The sequence below is a fragment of the Brevibacillus sp. BC25 genome (assembly GCF_000282075.1).
Classification (GTDB): Bacteria; Bacillota; Bacilli; order Brevibacillales; family Brevibacillaceae; genus Brevibacillus.
On sequence record NZ_AKIX01000016.1, the window covers coordinates 24,689 to 38,669 of the forward strand.

General features: G+C 46.8%; 14 protein-coding genes and 1 riboswitch. Of the genes, 9 read left to right on the forward strand and 5 right to left on the reverse strand.

Annotation, left to right across the window (positions count from 1 at the left end; all coding sequences use genetic code 11):
- The first annotated feature begins 3 nt into the window (after positions 1 to 3).
- The 4 genes from PMI05_RS03530 (at position 4) to PMI05_RS03545 (ending at position 4,395) form a co-directional block, all read left to right on the forward strand.
- The gene (locus tag PMI05_RS03530; protein WP_007717292.1) at positions 4 to 804 is read left to right on the forward strand and encodes a M15 family metallopeptidase; all 801 of its coding nucleotides are present in this window, start codon (positions 4 to 6) and stop codon (positions 802 to 804) included.
- On the forward strand, positions 788 to 2,941 hold the full coding sequence (vanT, locus tag PMI05_RS03535; RefSeq protein WP_007717294.1) for a serine racemase VanT catalytic subunit: 2,154 nt from the start codon (positions 788 to 790) through the stop codon (positions 2,939 to 2,941). Before PMI05_RS03530 ends, vanT begins: the two co-directional genes overlap by 17 nt.
- A gap of 42 nt (positions 2,942 to 2,983) precedes the next feature.
- On the forward strand, positions 2,984 to 4,075 hold the full coding sequence (locus PMI05_RS03540; RefSeq protein WP_007717296.1) for a cell wall metabolism sensor histidine kinase WalK: 1,092 nt from the start codon (positions 2,984 to 2,986) through the stop codon (positions 4,073 to 4,075).
- Positions 4,076 to 4,200: 125 nt separating this feature from the next.
- The gene (locus tag PMI05_RS03545) at positions 4,201 to 4,395 is read left to right on the forward strand and encodes a hypothetical protein (RefSeq protein WP_007717298.1); all 195 of its coding nucleotides are present in this window, start codon (positions 4,201 to 4,203) and stop codon (positions 4,393 to 4,395) included.
- A 122-nt stretch (positions 4,396 to 4,517) separates the two neighbouring features.
- Here PMI05_RS03545 and PMI05_RS03550 read toward each other — a convergent pair whose 3' ends face one another.
- Entirely contained in the window at positions 4,518 to 5,105 is a 588-nt protein-coding gene (locus tag PMI05_RS03550; protein ID WP_007717300.1) for a CAP domain-containing protein, read from the reverse strand.
- Between the two features lie 7 nt (positions 5,106 to 5,112).
- A riboswitch (cyclic di-AMP (ydaO/yuaA leader) is annotated at positions 5,113 to 5,270 on the reverse strand.
- A gap of 108 nt (positions 5,271 to 5,378) precedes the next feature.
- Between PMI05_RS03550 and PMI05_RS03555 the strand changes: the two genes are divergently transcribed.
- The 5 genes from PMI05_RS03555 (at position 5,379) to PMI05_RS03570 (ending at position 9,427) form a co-directional block, all read left to right on the forward strand.
- Positions 5,379 to 5,597 (forward strand): hypothetical protein, encoded by a 219-nt coding sequence (locus PMI05_RS03555; protein ID WP_007717302.1) that lies wholly within the window; start codon positions 5,379 to 5,381, stop codon positions 5,595 to 5,597.
- Between the two features lie 336 nt (positions 5,598 to 5,933).
- The gene (locus PMI05_RS31245) at positions 5,934 to 6,437 is read left to right on the forward strand and encodes a hypothetical protein (RefSeq protein ID WP_238543241.1); all 504 of its coding nucleotides are present in this window, start codon (positions 5,934 to 5,936) and stop codon (positions 6,435 to 6,437) included.
- 8 nt (positions 6,438 to 6,445) lie between these two features.
- On the forward strand, positions 6,446 to 6,937 hold the full coding sequence (locus PMI05_RS31250; protein ID WP_007717307.1) for an ABC transporter substrate-binding protein: 492 nt from the start codon (positions 6,446 to 6,448) through the stop codon (positions 6,935 to 6,937).
- Positions 6,938 to 7,088: 151 nt separating this feature from the next.
- On the forward strand, positions 7,089 to 8,678 hold the full coding sequence (locus PMI05_RS03565; protein ID WP_007717309.1) for a helix-turn-helix domain-containing protein: 1,590 nt from the start codon (positions 7,089 to 7,091) through the stop codon (positions 8,676 to 8,678).
- A 275-nt stretch (positions 8,679 to 8,953) separates the two neighbouring features.
- A complete protein-coding gene (locus PMI05_RS03570) occupies positions 8,954 to 9,427 on the forward strand; it encodes a hypothetical protein (RefSeq protein ID WP_007717311.1) in 474 nt (157 codons plus the stop codon).
- A 175-nt stretch (positions 9,428 to 9,602) separates the two neighbouring features.
- Here PMI05_RS03570 and PMI05_RS03575 read toward each other — a convergent pair whose 3' ends face one another.
- The 4 genes from PMI05_RS03575 to PMI05_RS31260 form a co-directional block, all read right to left on the reverse strand.
- A complete protein-coding gene (locus PMI05_RS03575; protein ID WP_007717313.1) occupies positions 9,603 to 10,718 on the reverse strand; it encodes an aminopeptidase in 1,116 nt (371 codons plus the stop codon).
- 96 nt (positions 10,719 to 10,814) lie between these two features.
- Positions 10,815 to 12,014, reverse strand: a complete 1,200-nt coding sequence (locus tag PMI05_RS03580; protein WP_007717316.1) for an iron-containing alcohol dehydrogenase — start codon at positions 12,012 to 12,014, stop codon at positions 10,815 to 10,817.
- A 93-nt stretch (positions 12,015 to 12,107) separates the two neighbouring features.
- On the reverse strand, positions 12,108 to 13,151 hold the full coding sequence (locus PMI05_RS31255) for a methyl-accepting chemotaxis protein (RefSeq protein ID WP_007717318.1): 1,044 nt from the start codon (positions 13,149 to 13,151) through the stop codon (positions 12,108 to 12,110).
- A gap of 25 nt (positions 13,152 to 13,176) precedes the next feature.
- Positions 13,177 to 13,815, reverse strand: a complete 639-nt coding sequence (locus PMI05_RS31260; RefSeq protein WP_007717320.1) for a hypothetical protein — start codon at positions 13,813 to 13,815, stop codon at positions 13,177 to 13,179.
- Positions 13,816 to 13,981 lie beyond the last annotated feature (166 nt).

Genomic DNA, 13,981 nt, shown 5'->3' on the forward strand with positions numbered 1-13,981 from the left:
TCGATGACACAACTTCACGTCTCGACGATTTCTTTGAACAGCGACAATCTGCATCACGGCCATCTGATATTGGTGAATCGCCAGTACCCGATCCGTTGGCAAACAGACGACGGCATCCTACTGAACCGCATGCGGCTGATTGATGGAGCACACAACAATATGATGCTGGAAAACACCGCTGCAAAGATGTTTGCCAAACTGCTGAAAGCCTGCAACGCAGAGCATACAATCGTACCTGTCAGTGGCTTTCGCAGCAAGACGGAACAAAAGGATATTTATGATCAATCCTTGCTCGAAAATGGACAGGTGTTTACTAGTCAATTTGTTGCGCGTCCGAATGAAAGCGAGCATCAGACAGGGCTTGCGATTGATGTAGGAGAGAAGAAGGAAGAGATCGATTTTATTTGCCCTTCTTTTCCCGATCATGGCGTATGCCGAATGTTTCGCCAACGTGCCAGTCAATATGGGTTTATTAAACGCTACGACAAAGACAAGGAACAGCTAACAGGAATTTCGGATGAGCCTTGGCATTTTCGGTATGTGGGCTATCCGCATGCTGTTTTGATGGAAAAGCTTCAGCTTTGTCTGGAAGAGTATATCGAGTATGTGAAAAACTACGAATTCCATCAGGAGCATTTGCTAGTGGATGATGAGCGCATTGAAATCTACTATGTAAAGGCTAGCGATACAGTTACGCACATCCCGGTTATGGCTGGTGAGAGCTACGAAATATCGGGCAACAACGTGGATGGATTTATCATTACGGTGTTTCATCAGGAGGCACGTAATGAACGTGGGGAGTGAAAGGCAGTATGGCGGGCTGGATCGATTCCGAATCATTGCAGCGATCCTTGTCATCGCAATCCATACTTCTCCCCTGCTGTCCATAAGCGAATGGGCTGACTTTACACTGACACGAACAATAGCCAGGGTTGCGGTTCCATTTTTCTTTATGTGCACAGGATTTTTCTTCTTACAAAAGCTTGGCACAGATCGCAACAGAAATGCGAATTTGCTGAAGCAGTTTTTATGGAAAGTAGGAAAGCTATATATACTTTCGATCCTACTCTATCTTCCTGTGAATGTGTATACAGGGTATTTTACGAATCAACTTACCGTGTTTTCAGCAGTGAAAGACCTCTTGTTTAACGGGACCTTGTATCATCTGTGGTATTTCCCTGGCATCATGCTGGGGGTGTGTATCAGTACCTTTTTGTATACAAGACTATCCGCATGGAAAACGTTTTGGGTGACTTTGCTGCTGTATGGCATCGGGTTATTGGGAGACAGCTACTTTGGATTTGCACAGATGAATCCATATGTGGACAGTATCTATCAATCGATGTTTACCCTGTTTGATTACACGCGGAACGGTATATTTTTTGCCCCTGTGTTTATTGTCATGGGAGGGATGATTGCCAATACCCGCAGGCGGAAAAAGAAAAAGGTCGCACCGTATGCCATCGGACTTGGAGTGTTCGGAAGCATGCTGGTAATAGAAGGCTTGCTTTTGCACGCTTATCAGCTGCAACGCCATGATAGTATGTATATTTTTTTGATACCGTGCATGTATTTTCTCTTTCAACTACTGTTGTTCTGGAAAGGCAAAAATCGCCCAACGTTACGAAAGCTGAGCCTGTATGTTTATGTCATCCATCCGCTGTGTATTGTGCTCATTCGCGGAGCGGCCAAAGTGACGGGACTGACAGGGCCGCTTGTTGAAAACAGCTTGGTGCATTTTACACTGGTCACTGTGCTATCGTTTGTTCTTTCTGTGATGGCGATGAAGGTGATCCAGCGCTTTCGAGGTGGGAAACCGGATCAAACAGGACGAGCATGGGCTGATATCTATCTTCCTCATCTCCAACATAATGTAAGGGAAATCCAGCGGGTTCTCCCGAAGGATTGTGCGATGATGGCAGTCGTCAAGGCGCAGTCATATGGCCACGGCGGATGGCAAGTCGCGAGGTTCTTAAACAAGCTCGGGATTGATCACTTCGCAGTTGCCACAATCGATGAAGGAATCGAGCTAAGGAAGAAGGGCGTAAAAGGGGAGATTCTGGTGCTTGGCTATACCGATGAACGACGGATACGCCAAATCGCCCGTTTCAGACTGACGCAAACCGTAGTAGATAACGAATATGCCCAAAAACTGAATGGCTACAACGTGAAAATCCCTGTTCATATCAAGATCGACACGGGGATGGGGAGACTCGGGGAATCTTGGGAACACACAGAAAAAATTGCGGCCATGTATCGCTATAAAAATTTGCAGGTATGCGGTACCTTTACGCATCTGAGTGTGGCTGATAGTTTGGAAGCTTCGGATATCGATTACACGAAAAATCAAATCGCCCGTTTCCAGAAAGTGATCGATCAGCTGAAAGAAACGGGGATCGATCCACAGAAGCTGCACGTTCAAAGCAGTTATGGCGTGCTGAATTACGGGGAGCTGCAATACGATTATGCTCGGATTGGGATCGCTCTCTACGGGATGTTGAGCAAGCAGGGAGATAAGGTAAAAACAAGCGTCGACCTACGACCTGTGTTATCACTGAAAGCAAGAGTTGTACAGGTGAAACAGGTGGAAAAAGGAGAATCCGTGGGCTATGGACGCGCCCACACAGCGCCCAAAGACAGCAAGATTGCCATCGTATCCATCGGATATGCAGATGGGGTTCCGCGCATGCTGTCACAATCGGGCGCTACCTGCTTGATCAGAGGAAAAAGGAGACCAATTATTGGGTTTGTCTGCATGGATCAGCTTATTGTAGATATTACAGATATGGAAGAGGTGCAAAAAGGGGATGTTGTGACCTTTATCGGCAGAGATCAAGAAGAGGGTATCACTGCCGAGGAAATGGCCCATCAATGTAAAATCATTACGAACGAACTGGTAAGCCGTTTGGGAGAACGCATTAAAAGAGTCTATCATGATTGATCTCTGGACGAAATTTGGGATAGGGAGTGGTTCATTTTTTCCATGGTGAAGAGGAGACATAGTTTTCGTTCCAAAATGCTTGGGCTTCTTGGGCTTGGCATGCTTCTGGCCGGTATCATAACCTTTCTGCTCTATAAAGTACTCCAGTTTTACTATCGGATGGAGGTTAAGTACGAAGATCCGCTCGCCCAGGTTCGCCGTTTCATCAGGGAGATGGGGGATATCAATTTCTTTTTGCTTGTCTTTGCTCCCATTGCGATCTTGTATTTCTATCTCCTGACCAAACGGTATGCGGGCTACTTTCGGGAGATTTCCACGGGCATTCATTATCTCGCCAGTGGAGACTTTACACGGCATGTCCATATTCCATCCAATGATGAGTTCGCAGATATCGCCAAGGATATCAATCTGGCAAGTGAAATGCTGCAAAAGGCGGTAGAAAGAGGAGATTTCGCTGAAAGCAGCAAGGATCAGCTTGTTTTGAATCTGGCGCACGATTTACGCACACCGCTGACATCCGTACTGGGTTATTTAGATTTAGTTTTACGAGACGAGCAGATGCCAAAAGAACAAATGCGGCATTATGCGACGATTGCTTTTACCAAGTCGCAACGATTGGAAAAGCTGATTGATGAGCTCTTCGAAATTACGAGAATGAATTACGGCATGGTCAACCTCGAGCAAAAGGTTATTGATTTGAGTGAATTGCTTGTTCAGTTAAATGAAGAGATGTATCCTTCCTTTGAGAAAAATGAGCTGGTCGCGCGGTGTACGATTGCTGCTCATTTAGTGATCGTGGGAAATGGGGAGCTTTTGGCGCGCGTCTTTGAGAATATCCTGACCAACGCGATACGCTATGGAGGAGATGGCCAGTTTATCGATTTGAACGCTTATCGTGAGGACGATGAAGTGGTAGTACAAATCATGAATTACGGTAACCAGATACCTGAGGATGCGCTACCGCATATTTTTGAAATGTTTTTTACGGGCGATAAAGCGCGAACGCATCAAGGGGGAGGCACAGGACTCGGCCTGTTTATTGCAAAAAATATCGTCGAGAAGCATCGGGGAACGATTTCAGTCCAAAGTGATTTTATTCGAACGTGTTTTGAGGTCAGGTTGCCGTATGGATGAAATGATGGCAATAAAAAAATGGAGACGCTTCAATGTCTCCATTTTTTTATTGCATAATTCATGGGGATTTGAAATTTTGGTAGAATATTCCTGCAACGAAACAAATTAATTTTTGGTGGTTAGTTATGAATAAATACACATGGACATTGATAGGTGCGGTAATTGTTGCTGGAATATCATTGGCTACTTGGGCTGGGGCCATTAACCAAGGGGATAAGGAAGCATTACAGGCATATAAAAAGATGGAACAGGCACGTAACCAAGAGAACAATCCCTTAAGCAAATCGAGTAGGAATGTAACCCGGAAGAGAATGAAGTAAAAGGTAAGCTGTTGGCTTTTCACGGAGATAGATAGATGTTCAAGGGCCACTCCAGACAAGGCTGGGAAAAAACAAGAAAGCCGGGTCCCCACTAGAGGACTCGGCATTTATATCCAATTTCATTATCCGATGAATTCTTGTACCCAGTATCCATTCACAAAGCCTACACCGATTTTGGTGAAGGAAGGATTCATGATGTTTTGACGGTGTCCTTCACTGTTCATCCATTGGTTCATGACTTCCTCAGCGGTGCGTTGACCCATGGCGATGTTCTCACCCGCGGTCATAGAAGATACTCCGAATTGTTTCATCATGTCAAATGGAGAGCCATACGTAGGGCTTGTATGGTCAAAGTAGTTGTTGTTGGACATATCAGCCGCTTTTGCTTGTGCAACTTTGTTCAGGGAAGCATCCAGTTCCACTGGCTTCAGACCTGCTTTTGCACGCTCTTGGTTTACCAAATCAGTTACTTGCTTCCCAACAGAGGAAGCATCCACTTGTTGGTTAGCTTGTTTTACTGGCTGTTGAGCTGGCTGCTGTTGATTCGCTGGTGCTGCGTAAGGTGCTTGCATTTGCGGTTGGACAGGTTGCATATATGGTTGATACCCGTATTGCGGACATGTGGTAGCGGCAGAAGCTGTGTTAGAAAAGCCGGAAAGAACAAATCCCAATCCCAATGTCGCGATTGCAATAGTACCAAGGCGTTTCATATTCACATCGTCTCCTTTTTTTGGCCTACGAGGTTAGTTGACGGATTCGGATTGAGGAAACAACCCTACGCACTTTGGCGATTCACCCCATGCAGATCTCTCATCTGCAAGTAAAAAAGATCCCCCGCACTTCCATTCGAGAGGAAGTTTCGGCTGTTTTGTTTGGCATGACCTAGAATAACAGAGATTCACTGGTGAAAGAAACCCGTAAAATTTGGTAGGATTAATAAGAATATCTCTTGTTTTATTGAGAGGCTGGAGTCCGACACTCACTTGTCTTGCATCGGCAACGCCAGACCGCTCGAACAAGCGCTTCAGCATGCAACTACTGAAATGCTCTCCTTGCTAGTCGAAGACTATGGGCTCTCGGTAAATGAAGCAAGCCTGCTGCTCGGCCAAGTCGTCGAATATAAGGTGGCCAACGTGTTCAATCCCGCTTACAGTGTCGCCTGTAAAATTCCAAAAGCATATTTACCTGTTCGCAAATCCTAGCTGCTCAATCGCTTAAGTGGGGTCTGACGTTAAAGATGAGTCAGAAAAAGGGATGCGCATATGATCGGCGGCTGCTCCGAATTCTTCCCGAGTTGATTCAGCATACCTCATAGACAGTGCAGGTGGATAGGGCCTCTTATGCGAGGCTCCTTTTTTTATTGTTTTTCGTTAGTCAGGAAGTGACGAGTTTGTATAAAGCTGGTCGTAGAGAATGTGTATTGAGCATGCAATCCAATTTGGGGTAAAATTTACTCAAGTGAGATGATAATGATTATCACTATAAATCAACGAATTGTTTTGCTACAAAACATAAAACTTTTTGGAGTGAATTTAATCATGGCAAGATCGGGATTTATGAAAACAGGATGGATATCGCTTATAACGGCAGCAATGATTACGGTGACAGGTTGCGGCTCGACAGGCGATCAAGCTGTGGCCACGGTGACTACCGATCAGCCTGCACAGGCAACGGCAGCGCCAAGCGAAGCTCCGCCTCAGACGGAAACGCGCGTCGTAACCGATGGCTTCGGAGAGGTAGAGATTCCGACAAATCCAAAGCGAATCTCAGCTCTTTATCGTGAAGATTATTTGGTTGCGCTTGGGGTAACGCCTATTGTGCAATATTATAACCCGATGTGGGGCAAGCAGGATTATTTGAAGCTGGAAGTGCCGTTGTTCGATGTGACCGGCAGCATCGAAGCTATGCTTGTGTCCGAGCCGGACTTGATCATCGGCGCCGGAGAGGTCGATGTAGCACAATACGCGCTCTATTCCAAGGTTGCGCCGACGTTCCGCTTGCCGGACGACGTACTTGCGGATTCGCGCAAAACATTACCTTAATCGCCGAATTGCTTGGTCTCAGCGACAAGGCGGAGCAGGTTCTTGCCGATTACGAAGCCCGTATTGTCGATGTGAAGGCGAAGCTGAACGCGGCGATCGGCGATGAGAAGCTTGTTGTTCTGCGGATGAACGTCGTAGATAAATCGATTAATATTTTCGGTATTCATAACACGTTTGTCGGACAAATCTTGTATGAGGATCTTGGGCTGAAGGCGCCGGGGTTCGCCGAGGCGATGACGGAGGGCAATATCGTCTTGTCGAAGGAGGTCATTCCAGAGCTTGACGCGGACCATATTATTTTGCTTCCGTCCAACGGGACGTGGGAGGATGAGAGCAACACGAAAGCGCTTGAGGAAATGAAGGCAGATCCGTTATGGCAGACCGTTCCTGCATTTAAGAACGGCCATGTATATCCCGTAGAGAGATCGTATTGGCAGACGGGAGCCATTACGGCAAACGGGTTGAAGATGGATGATTTACTTCGATTACTGGCTTCTTAGCAGGAAATAAGAGTGATTAAGTTCATTGGCGGGACTCATCGCCATAATTGAGAAAGAGCCACTTTTCAACGAAGGTTGATGGGTGGCTCGATTTGATTTACACTATATTCATTGAGAATGAATATCAATTAAAAGGCGGTTGATAGTAACGATGGATATTGAACAGCGCAAACAAGCTGGGACTGCTCCTTTAGTCCAATATGCGCTGCGATCGATCCGCTTAGTCGTTGCGGGCGAGCAAGCAGAAATGAGTGATTTGGACAGCAGCGATAGAAACGATAAGGAAAGCTTTGAACTGCTCATTATAATGAGCGGGACGGGACAAGGAAAATGCTATTTGCAGGGGCCAGGAAGATCTTTATATGTTGATCAAGAGGTTATGAGCTGCAGCTATTACCGAGTGTGCTTCGTAACGAGCGGCTATGAAGCAGCTTCGAGCTTGCTGCCGGATAAGCAAGAGCTTGCCTGCGCACCCTTCGCGAAGACGATGGAGCTGCTTGATGAGTTATATGGACTCCGCGGGGCGAGCGACGAGCTCGAGCTGTTCCAACGATTTGTGAGATTTCAAGAGCTGCTGCTCTTTCTATTCCGCCAAAATGCACCTGCAGCCGAGGATAAGGGAACGGATATCGAGCGGAATGGGGTAGAGCTTAGCATACGGCATATTCATCAGTATTACCGTGAGCTTCTGAACTTGGAGGAGCTGTCCTCCCTCGCAGGCATTGATCGCTGGAAGTATACCCGTCTGTTCAAAGAGGCTACGGGTCAAGTACCGCTTCAGTACTTGAATGAAGTACGGATTAATCAAGCCAAGAAGTGGCTGGCAAGCGCCGATGACAAGCTGCTCGATATTGCGCTGAATGCAGGTTTCAACAATGAATATTATTTCAATCGTCGTTTCAAGCAGACGGTAGGCATATCGCCCGGACAATACCGTCGCAGCCGCAAGGGACAGCTTAGAGTAGTAGCGCCGTATTTGGAGGATTTCATAGTCTCGCTGGATATGCAGCCTATCGCCCAGTATTGGCATGCGAAATGGGGAAAACAAGACTATCTAGGCTTAGACCATATTCCGACGTTCGACGAGAACGGCGGCAACTTTGACGCGCTTTCCGGTTATAAGCCGGATTTGATATTGCTTATAGATCGTTACGAGCAACTGCAATATTCTCAGTGCCGACGCATATCCAACACGTGTATCCTGCGTGAGCAGACAAGTAATTGGCGTACGCTGCTGCGTACCGTCGCCGATTATTTCGGTCGGACGGAGTTGGCCGACGATGCTATCGCAAAGTATGATTTCAAAGCACGGAGCACGAGTCATACGCTGAGTCAGGTTATGAAAGGTGCAACGGTCGCTTTTTTGCGTATCTCGGCGGACCACATCATCCAATATGCGGGAGAAGGGCAAGGCTTTGTTTCGACTGTTCTCTATGGCGATGTTGGCTTGCGCTCCCACTCCGCCGTAGGTGTAGCTTCAAAAGCGAATAGGCCGGGCATGTTCAATCTCTCTGTAGAGGACCTGCGTACGTTAACCGCGGATCATCTGTTCATTACTTTCGATAAGTGGCATAGTCAGGCAGAAGGAAAGGAGAGGGAACTGCTGGAGCAGCCAGAGTGGCGTGATCTGCCTGCTGTACGAAACAACCGCGTTTACGAGGTTGATTTTCTAACTTGGATGAATAACGGAATTATTTCCAACGGCAAAAAAACCGATGATATACTGCGATCGTTAGCTTGATTTGGTTTTGCTTGCGACTGAATGGTCTGCATCTGTACAGAGATAACAAAGTTTTAGACTGATTAATAAAGTACTAGACTGGATAATAAAGTTTTAGACCAGGACCGTTAAACTAGCGTGACAGCGAGGTGCTAAAGTTAACATTGGAAGGCGTGACTTTAGAGCAAGCCTTTCCTATGATTTTGGTTGGCTCAGTTTTGATGGTTGGAGATAGTATGCTGCAAGCGCTGGCAATTGTATCTGAAAAATATAAATAGCATAGAGGGCGGTAATGTATGAACTCGCTAACGAAAGAAACGGTAGATGAATTATTGGCAGCAATGGACTCTTATAAAGTAATTGCGCAAGAACTCATCGACAAATTAATATTGGAAACGAACCAGCCTGAAAAATCAGAGATAATAAAAGGAAGTTACTACTTAATTTCAAATGCGGAATTGCTAAACGATGGAGAACATTTAACCGGTAATTGGTACTTTGATGTTCATGGAGAACATTGCATGTTTGAGAATTTAGATACTGGACAAAAATTGGAGGTTTCTCTCGGGAATACAGACGATATTAGAAATGTTGATCCCTACTTTTTTCATGATTTCTTGAAATCAACTGAGAATTTTAAACACTTAATTCAACATTTTGAAAATCCATTTGGTGATATGTTGAATTTTTTTGAGGTATTAGAAAAGAGAAAAATACTTATGCATATTCACGGTGTTGAATACAGAAAGATTCTTCAGAATGAAAAATAATTTTGGTTCGTGAATAAGAGGACGTTAGACTATCAATTTTTTCAGATCATAAATTTTAAAAAAGTAGCTATCAACGATAGAGAAAACTTTGAGCACATAATACTTTATTTTCTCTGAACAATAGAAAATGGGCTAGGGAACCTCATCCCCTAACCCATTTTTTCATTCATTGCATTTAAATCAAATTCTCCGGGTTCAAGCCTTCCAGCTCTGGCAACACAAAGATCCCGTCTTTTCTGATCAGCACATCGTCAAACCAGATTTCGCCGCCGCCGTATTCAGGGCGTTGTATTTGGACCAAGTCCCAGTGAATGGAGGAGCGGTTGCCGTTGTCTGCTACTGTGTAAGCATTCCCTGGCGTGAAGTGGAAGCTGCCCGCGATTTTTTCGTCAAACAGGATGTCCAGCATCGGGTGGAGGATGTGCGGATTGAAGCCGATCGCGAATTCTCCGATATAGCGTGCGCCCTCGTCAGTGTCGAGGATGTCGTTCAATGCTTTGGTATTGGAGCTGGTCGCTTCCACAATTTTTCCTTCTTTGAAAGTGAACTGCACATCATTGAAGGTAATGCCGTTGTAGATCGATGCCGCGTTGTAGAAAATCGTTCCTTCCACGGAATCGCGCACAGGAGCGGTGTATACTTCGCCATCCGGGATATTGCGTTTGCCGTCGCATTTGATGGCATTGATTCCTTTAATGGAGAAGCGCAGGTCCGTTTTTGGACCGACGATGCGTACACGATCGGTGCGCTCCATCAGCTCTTTCAACGGAGTCATGGCAGCGGACATTTTCGCGTAGTCCAGATTGCAGACGGAGAAGTAGAAGTCCTCAAAGCCCTCGAGACTCATTTTGGACAGTTGCGCCATCGACTTGTTCGGGTAGCGCAGTACAACCCAGCGTTTGTTCGGAACGCGCTCGTTCGTATGTACTGGTTGATACAGGACGCGAGCGTAAATGCCCATTTTGTCTTCCGCTACGTCGGCATACTCGTTGATGTTGTCGTAAGCGCGGATAGCGATGTAAGCGTCCATGTCTTTCATCCGGTCATACTCGTATTTTGCCATCAGAGCCATGTGTTCTTCGCTCGTGCCTTGATAGAGTGCACGCATGATTTCCTGGTCTTTCAAGGTGACCAAAGGCAGAGCCCCAACTGCAAATGATTCACGCACAAGTGCACGAACGAGTTCAGGTTGCAGGCCTGTATTTTCGATCAGAACTTTTTCGCCTTTTTGCAAATGGAGTGAGTAACGGACGAGACGGCTTGCCAGTTCATTAATGCGTGGATCTGCCATAGGTGGTAACCTCCGTAGTAAAATAATTTTGATTAATGATTAATTTGTATTATTACACAACTGAACGAAGGCTCGCCAGTGTGTTTGATGCTTCGATTACAGGCAAGCCTCGTAGATCGCGATCACATCGGATTCATTCAATTTTCGTGAGCTAGGCAGATACCCGATTCCGCGTCCGCCGATGCGAACCGCTTCTTCAGCCATTTGTGCCAGCGATTGTTTGGTCACGCCGAAGTCAGACAGACGTTCTGTGATTCCCATGCGCTCATACCAACGGCGAACGGCTTCAATCGTTGCTCGTGCTGCTTCGCTCTCGTCCTCCACGGTAACGCCAAAGCAATGACGTCCCATACGGGCTAGTCTCTCAGGACGGTCTTGCAAAATCACCTGTGCAAAATAAGGAAGGGACAAGATCGCCAGTCCACGACCGTGAGCCATATCGTAGATTCCGCTCAGCGGATGTTCAACTCCGTGCAACGGCATACCAGCACCACGACCGCCAGCAGCGAATGGACTGATGCCCAGCGTACTCGCCCACAAAAGGGTGGATCGCGCTTCTGCATTGTCTGGTTGCTGGATCGCTGTGACGGAGTGCTCGACGACGAGACGAATGAGTGTTTCAGAAATCCCGTCCTGAACGTGGGTTCCTTCCGCGCTGATCAAATAGTTTTCAAACAGATGGGAAAAGATATCGGCGCAAGATTCCGCTGTGACCCGAGCTGGAACGGTAAAGGTGACAGACGGATCAAGAATGGCAATCTTCGGGTAAAGTGCTGGGCCGTTTATCGAAGATTTTTCATGCGTGTCCCAATGAGTCAGGACGCTAATATGGTTGGCTTCCGAACCTGTAGCGGCTACTGTCGGGACGGTCATGATTGGCAGTGCTTCCTGAACGGGTACCAGCAATTGACCAGAGCCGCTCGGATTTCCCCGCATGTAATCGTAAATCGGGCGTCCAGAAACGGCTGCTGCCGCAATCGCTTTGGAGGCATCCATCACGGAGCCGCCACCGATAGCTAGGATGAAGTCACACTGATGCTCACGAGCAAGAGCAGCTCCGGCATCAACCGTTGCCGTACGCGGATTCGGTTCGATTTTGTCAAAAACAAGATACGCCACTTGAGCTTCCTGCAACAGAGCCTTGGCGCGGTCCAAAAGTCCTGTACGTTTGGCCGCATTGCCGCCTGTGACGAGCAATGCTTTTTGGCCCATCGATTTTGCTTCTTGGCCCAAACGTTCCAGTTCGCCTATACCAAAGTAAATTTTGGTAGGAAAAGATACTTCAAATGGAAACATCTGAAATTCCTTCTTTCACGTATTGGTTGTACCACTGACAAGTTTATCATAAACAAAAGAAAAGAGCCTGCCCGAGGGGAAGGCTCTGCTTGTTCATGCAACGCGAAAGCGATCACTAATTTCTTGCAGCCGCTCAGATAAGGATAGAAGCTCTGTAGCCAGTTGCCGTGATTTTTCAATGGAAGTGAGCTGTTCGCGCGAGGCGACCAGCATTTCTTCTGTGCTGCTTTTGGTCTCTTGGGAAATGGCGACAAATGTATCCAATGCCATGTCTACGGTGTGCAAGCCTTCGGTTATGTCGGATAACCCCTCGTTAGCTATATGCAGCTCTCCCGTTGTCTGATCGACAGCTTGTCGAAGCTCAAGAAAAGCAGATGCAGCATCTGAGAGCTTTTGCAGGCTTTGCTGAAGCTGTTCGGATGCCTGTGAGGTTTCGGAGGAAATCGCATAGGTTTGTTCCTGAACAGCGTCCATCAGCCGCGTGATTTCTAATGTGGCATTTTCCGACTGACTGGCAAGCTTGGCTACCTCGTTGGCCACGACAGCAAATCCGCGCCCGTATTCGCCAGCACGGGCCGCTTCAATACTCGCATTTAAAGCGAGAAGCTTGGTTTGCTTCGCCACGTTTTGGATCAGATGAACAACATCTCCAATGGATTCTGATTGTCGACGCAGTTCAGTCATGCGGGTGTCGACCTGTGCGTACGTGTGGGAGAAGCGGTTGATCATCGTGTTCAAATCATCGATACGATTTTGACCATTGTGGGTGACTGTCTGCATCTTTTTACCCGCTTCAATGACAGAGAAAATACGCGCAAACAGTCCGTCCATCGATTGCTTTATGTGCTGAAAAGAGGTGCTGGCGCCATCTGTTGAGGCAGCCGTTTGTTCGACGCCTTGGTTGACTGTATCGAGACGCAACGACAGCATCGACGAACGATCGCCTGCTTCGTCGGCTGTTTGCCTGATGGCGATGCCGCCTTTGTTCAGTTCTTCAATCATGAGTTGGATCTCGGTAATAATCTCACACATTTGCTCAATCATGTGATTGAAGCTGTTTGAAATCCCACGAATCTCTGGACCCTCGTTTTGCAAAAGGGAACGATGGGTGAGGTCGCCCGAGCTGACCTGTTGCATGGCCACAATCAACGTCTGAAAAGGCTCAGTTATCCCCTTTACAACCAGCAAGCAAAGCAACAAAGATTAGGACCAAACTAGCAAGAATGGTCACCACGATTATTTTGGTTATCTCATGGAGAGGACCTAGATAGGACTCCTGCAAAACGTCTATGACGTATATGTAGCTCTCCTCAGGAGAATGCGTAAAGGCCAGTGTATGTATATGACCATCGACAGGGACATGAATCACGCCGAATCGCTCCGCTTCCATCCGTATCGCGATATCTTGCGGGATTTCAATAGCGCTCTTTGTCACATTTTCAATGGGGTGAAAGGCTCCATTTTTGACCAGATATTGCTGAAGTATCAAGCCTTCCTGAGACAGATTGCTTTCTTGCTGTTGCAATTCGTATTGAAGGCGCTTTTGGTAGGATTGATCGTCGCTAGCGAAAGTGAACTTCAAAAGCGATATTTTTTCGGTAGTCTTGTCCGTTTCTGAGTCAAGGCGGGACTCCATTTGCGAAATCATCGCCTTTTTTGCCTGGGTGTAAAAGGTCCAGCCAATTATGCTGGAAGAAATGAGCAGGATGCACAGTAGTGGGATCGTCAGCTTGGTACGGAGCCGCACTTGCCTGTGTAAGCGAGAAAAGGGAGTGAGTAAATGGCGAAAGATAGCGTGCATCTCCAGTTGCCTCCTGATAAGTGGATGGTCGAAAAGTCCCGAGACTAAGGACTATTGTAATAAGGAGATGTAAAGCCAGTATGGAGAACATGTAAACGAATGTTAACATCTATAGTTCGAAAAACATGCAGTAAATCCCGAACGTTTGTCGAAGTGTATTCCAGCA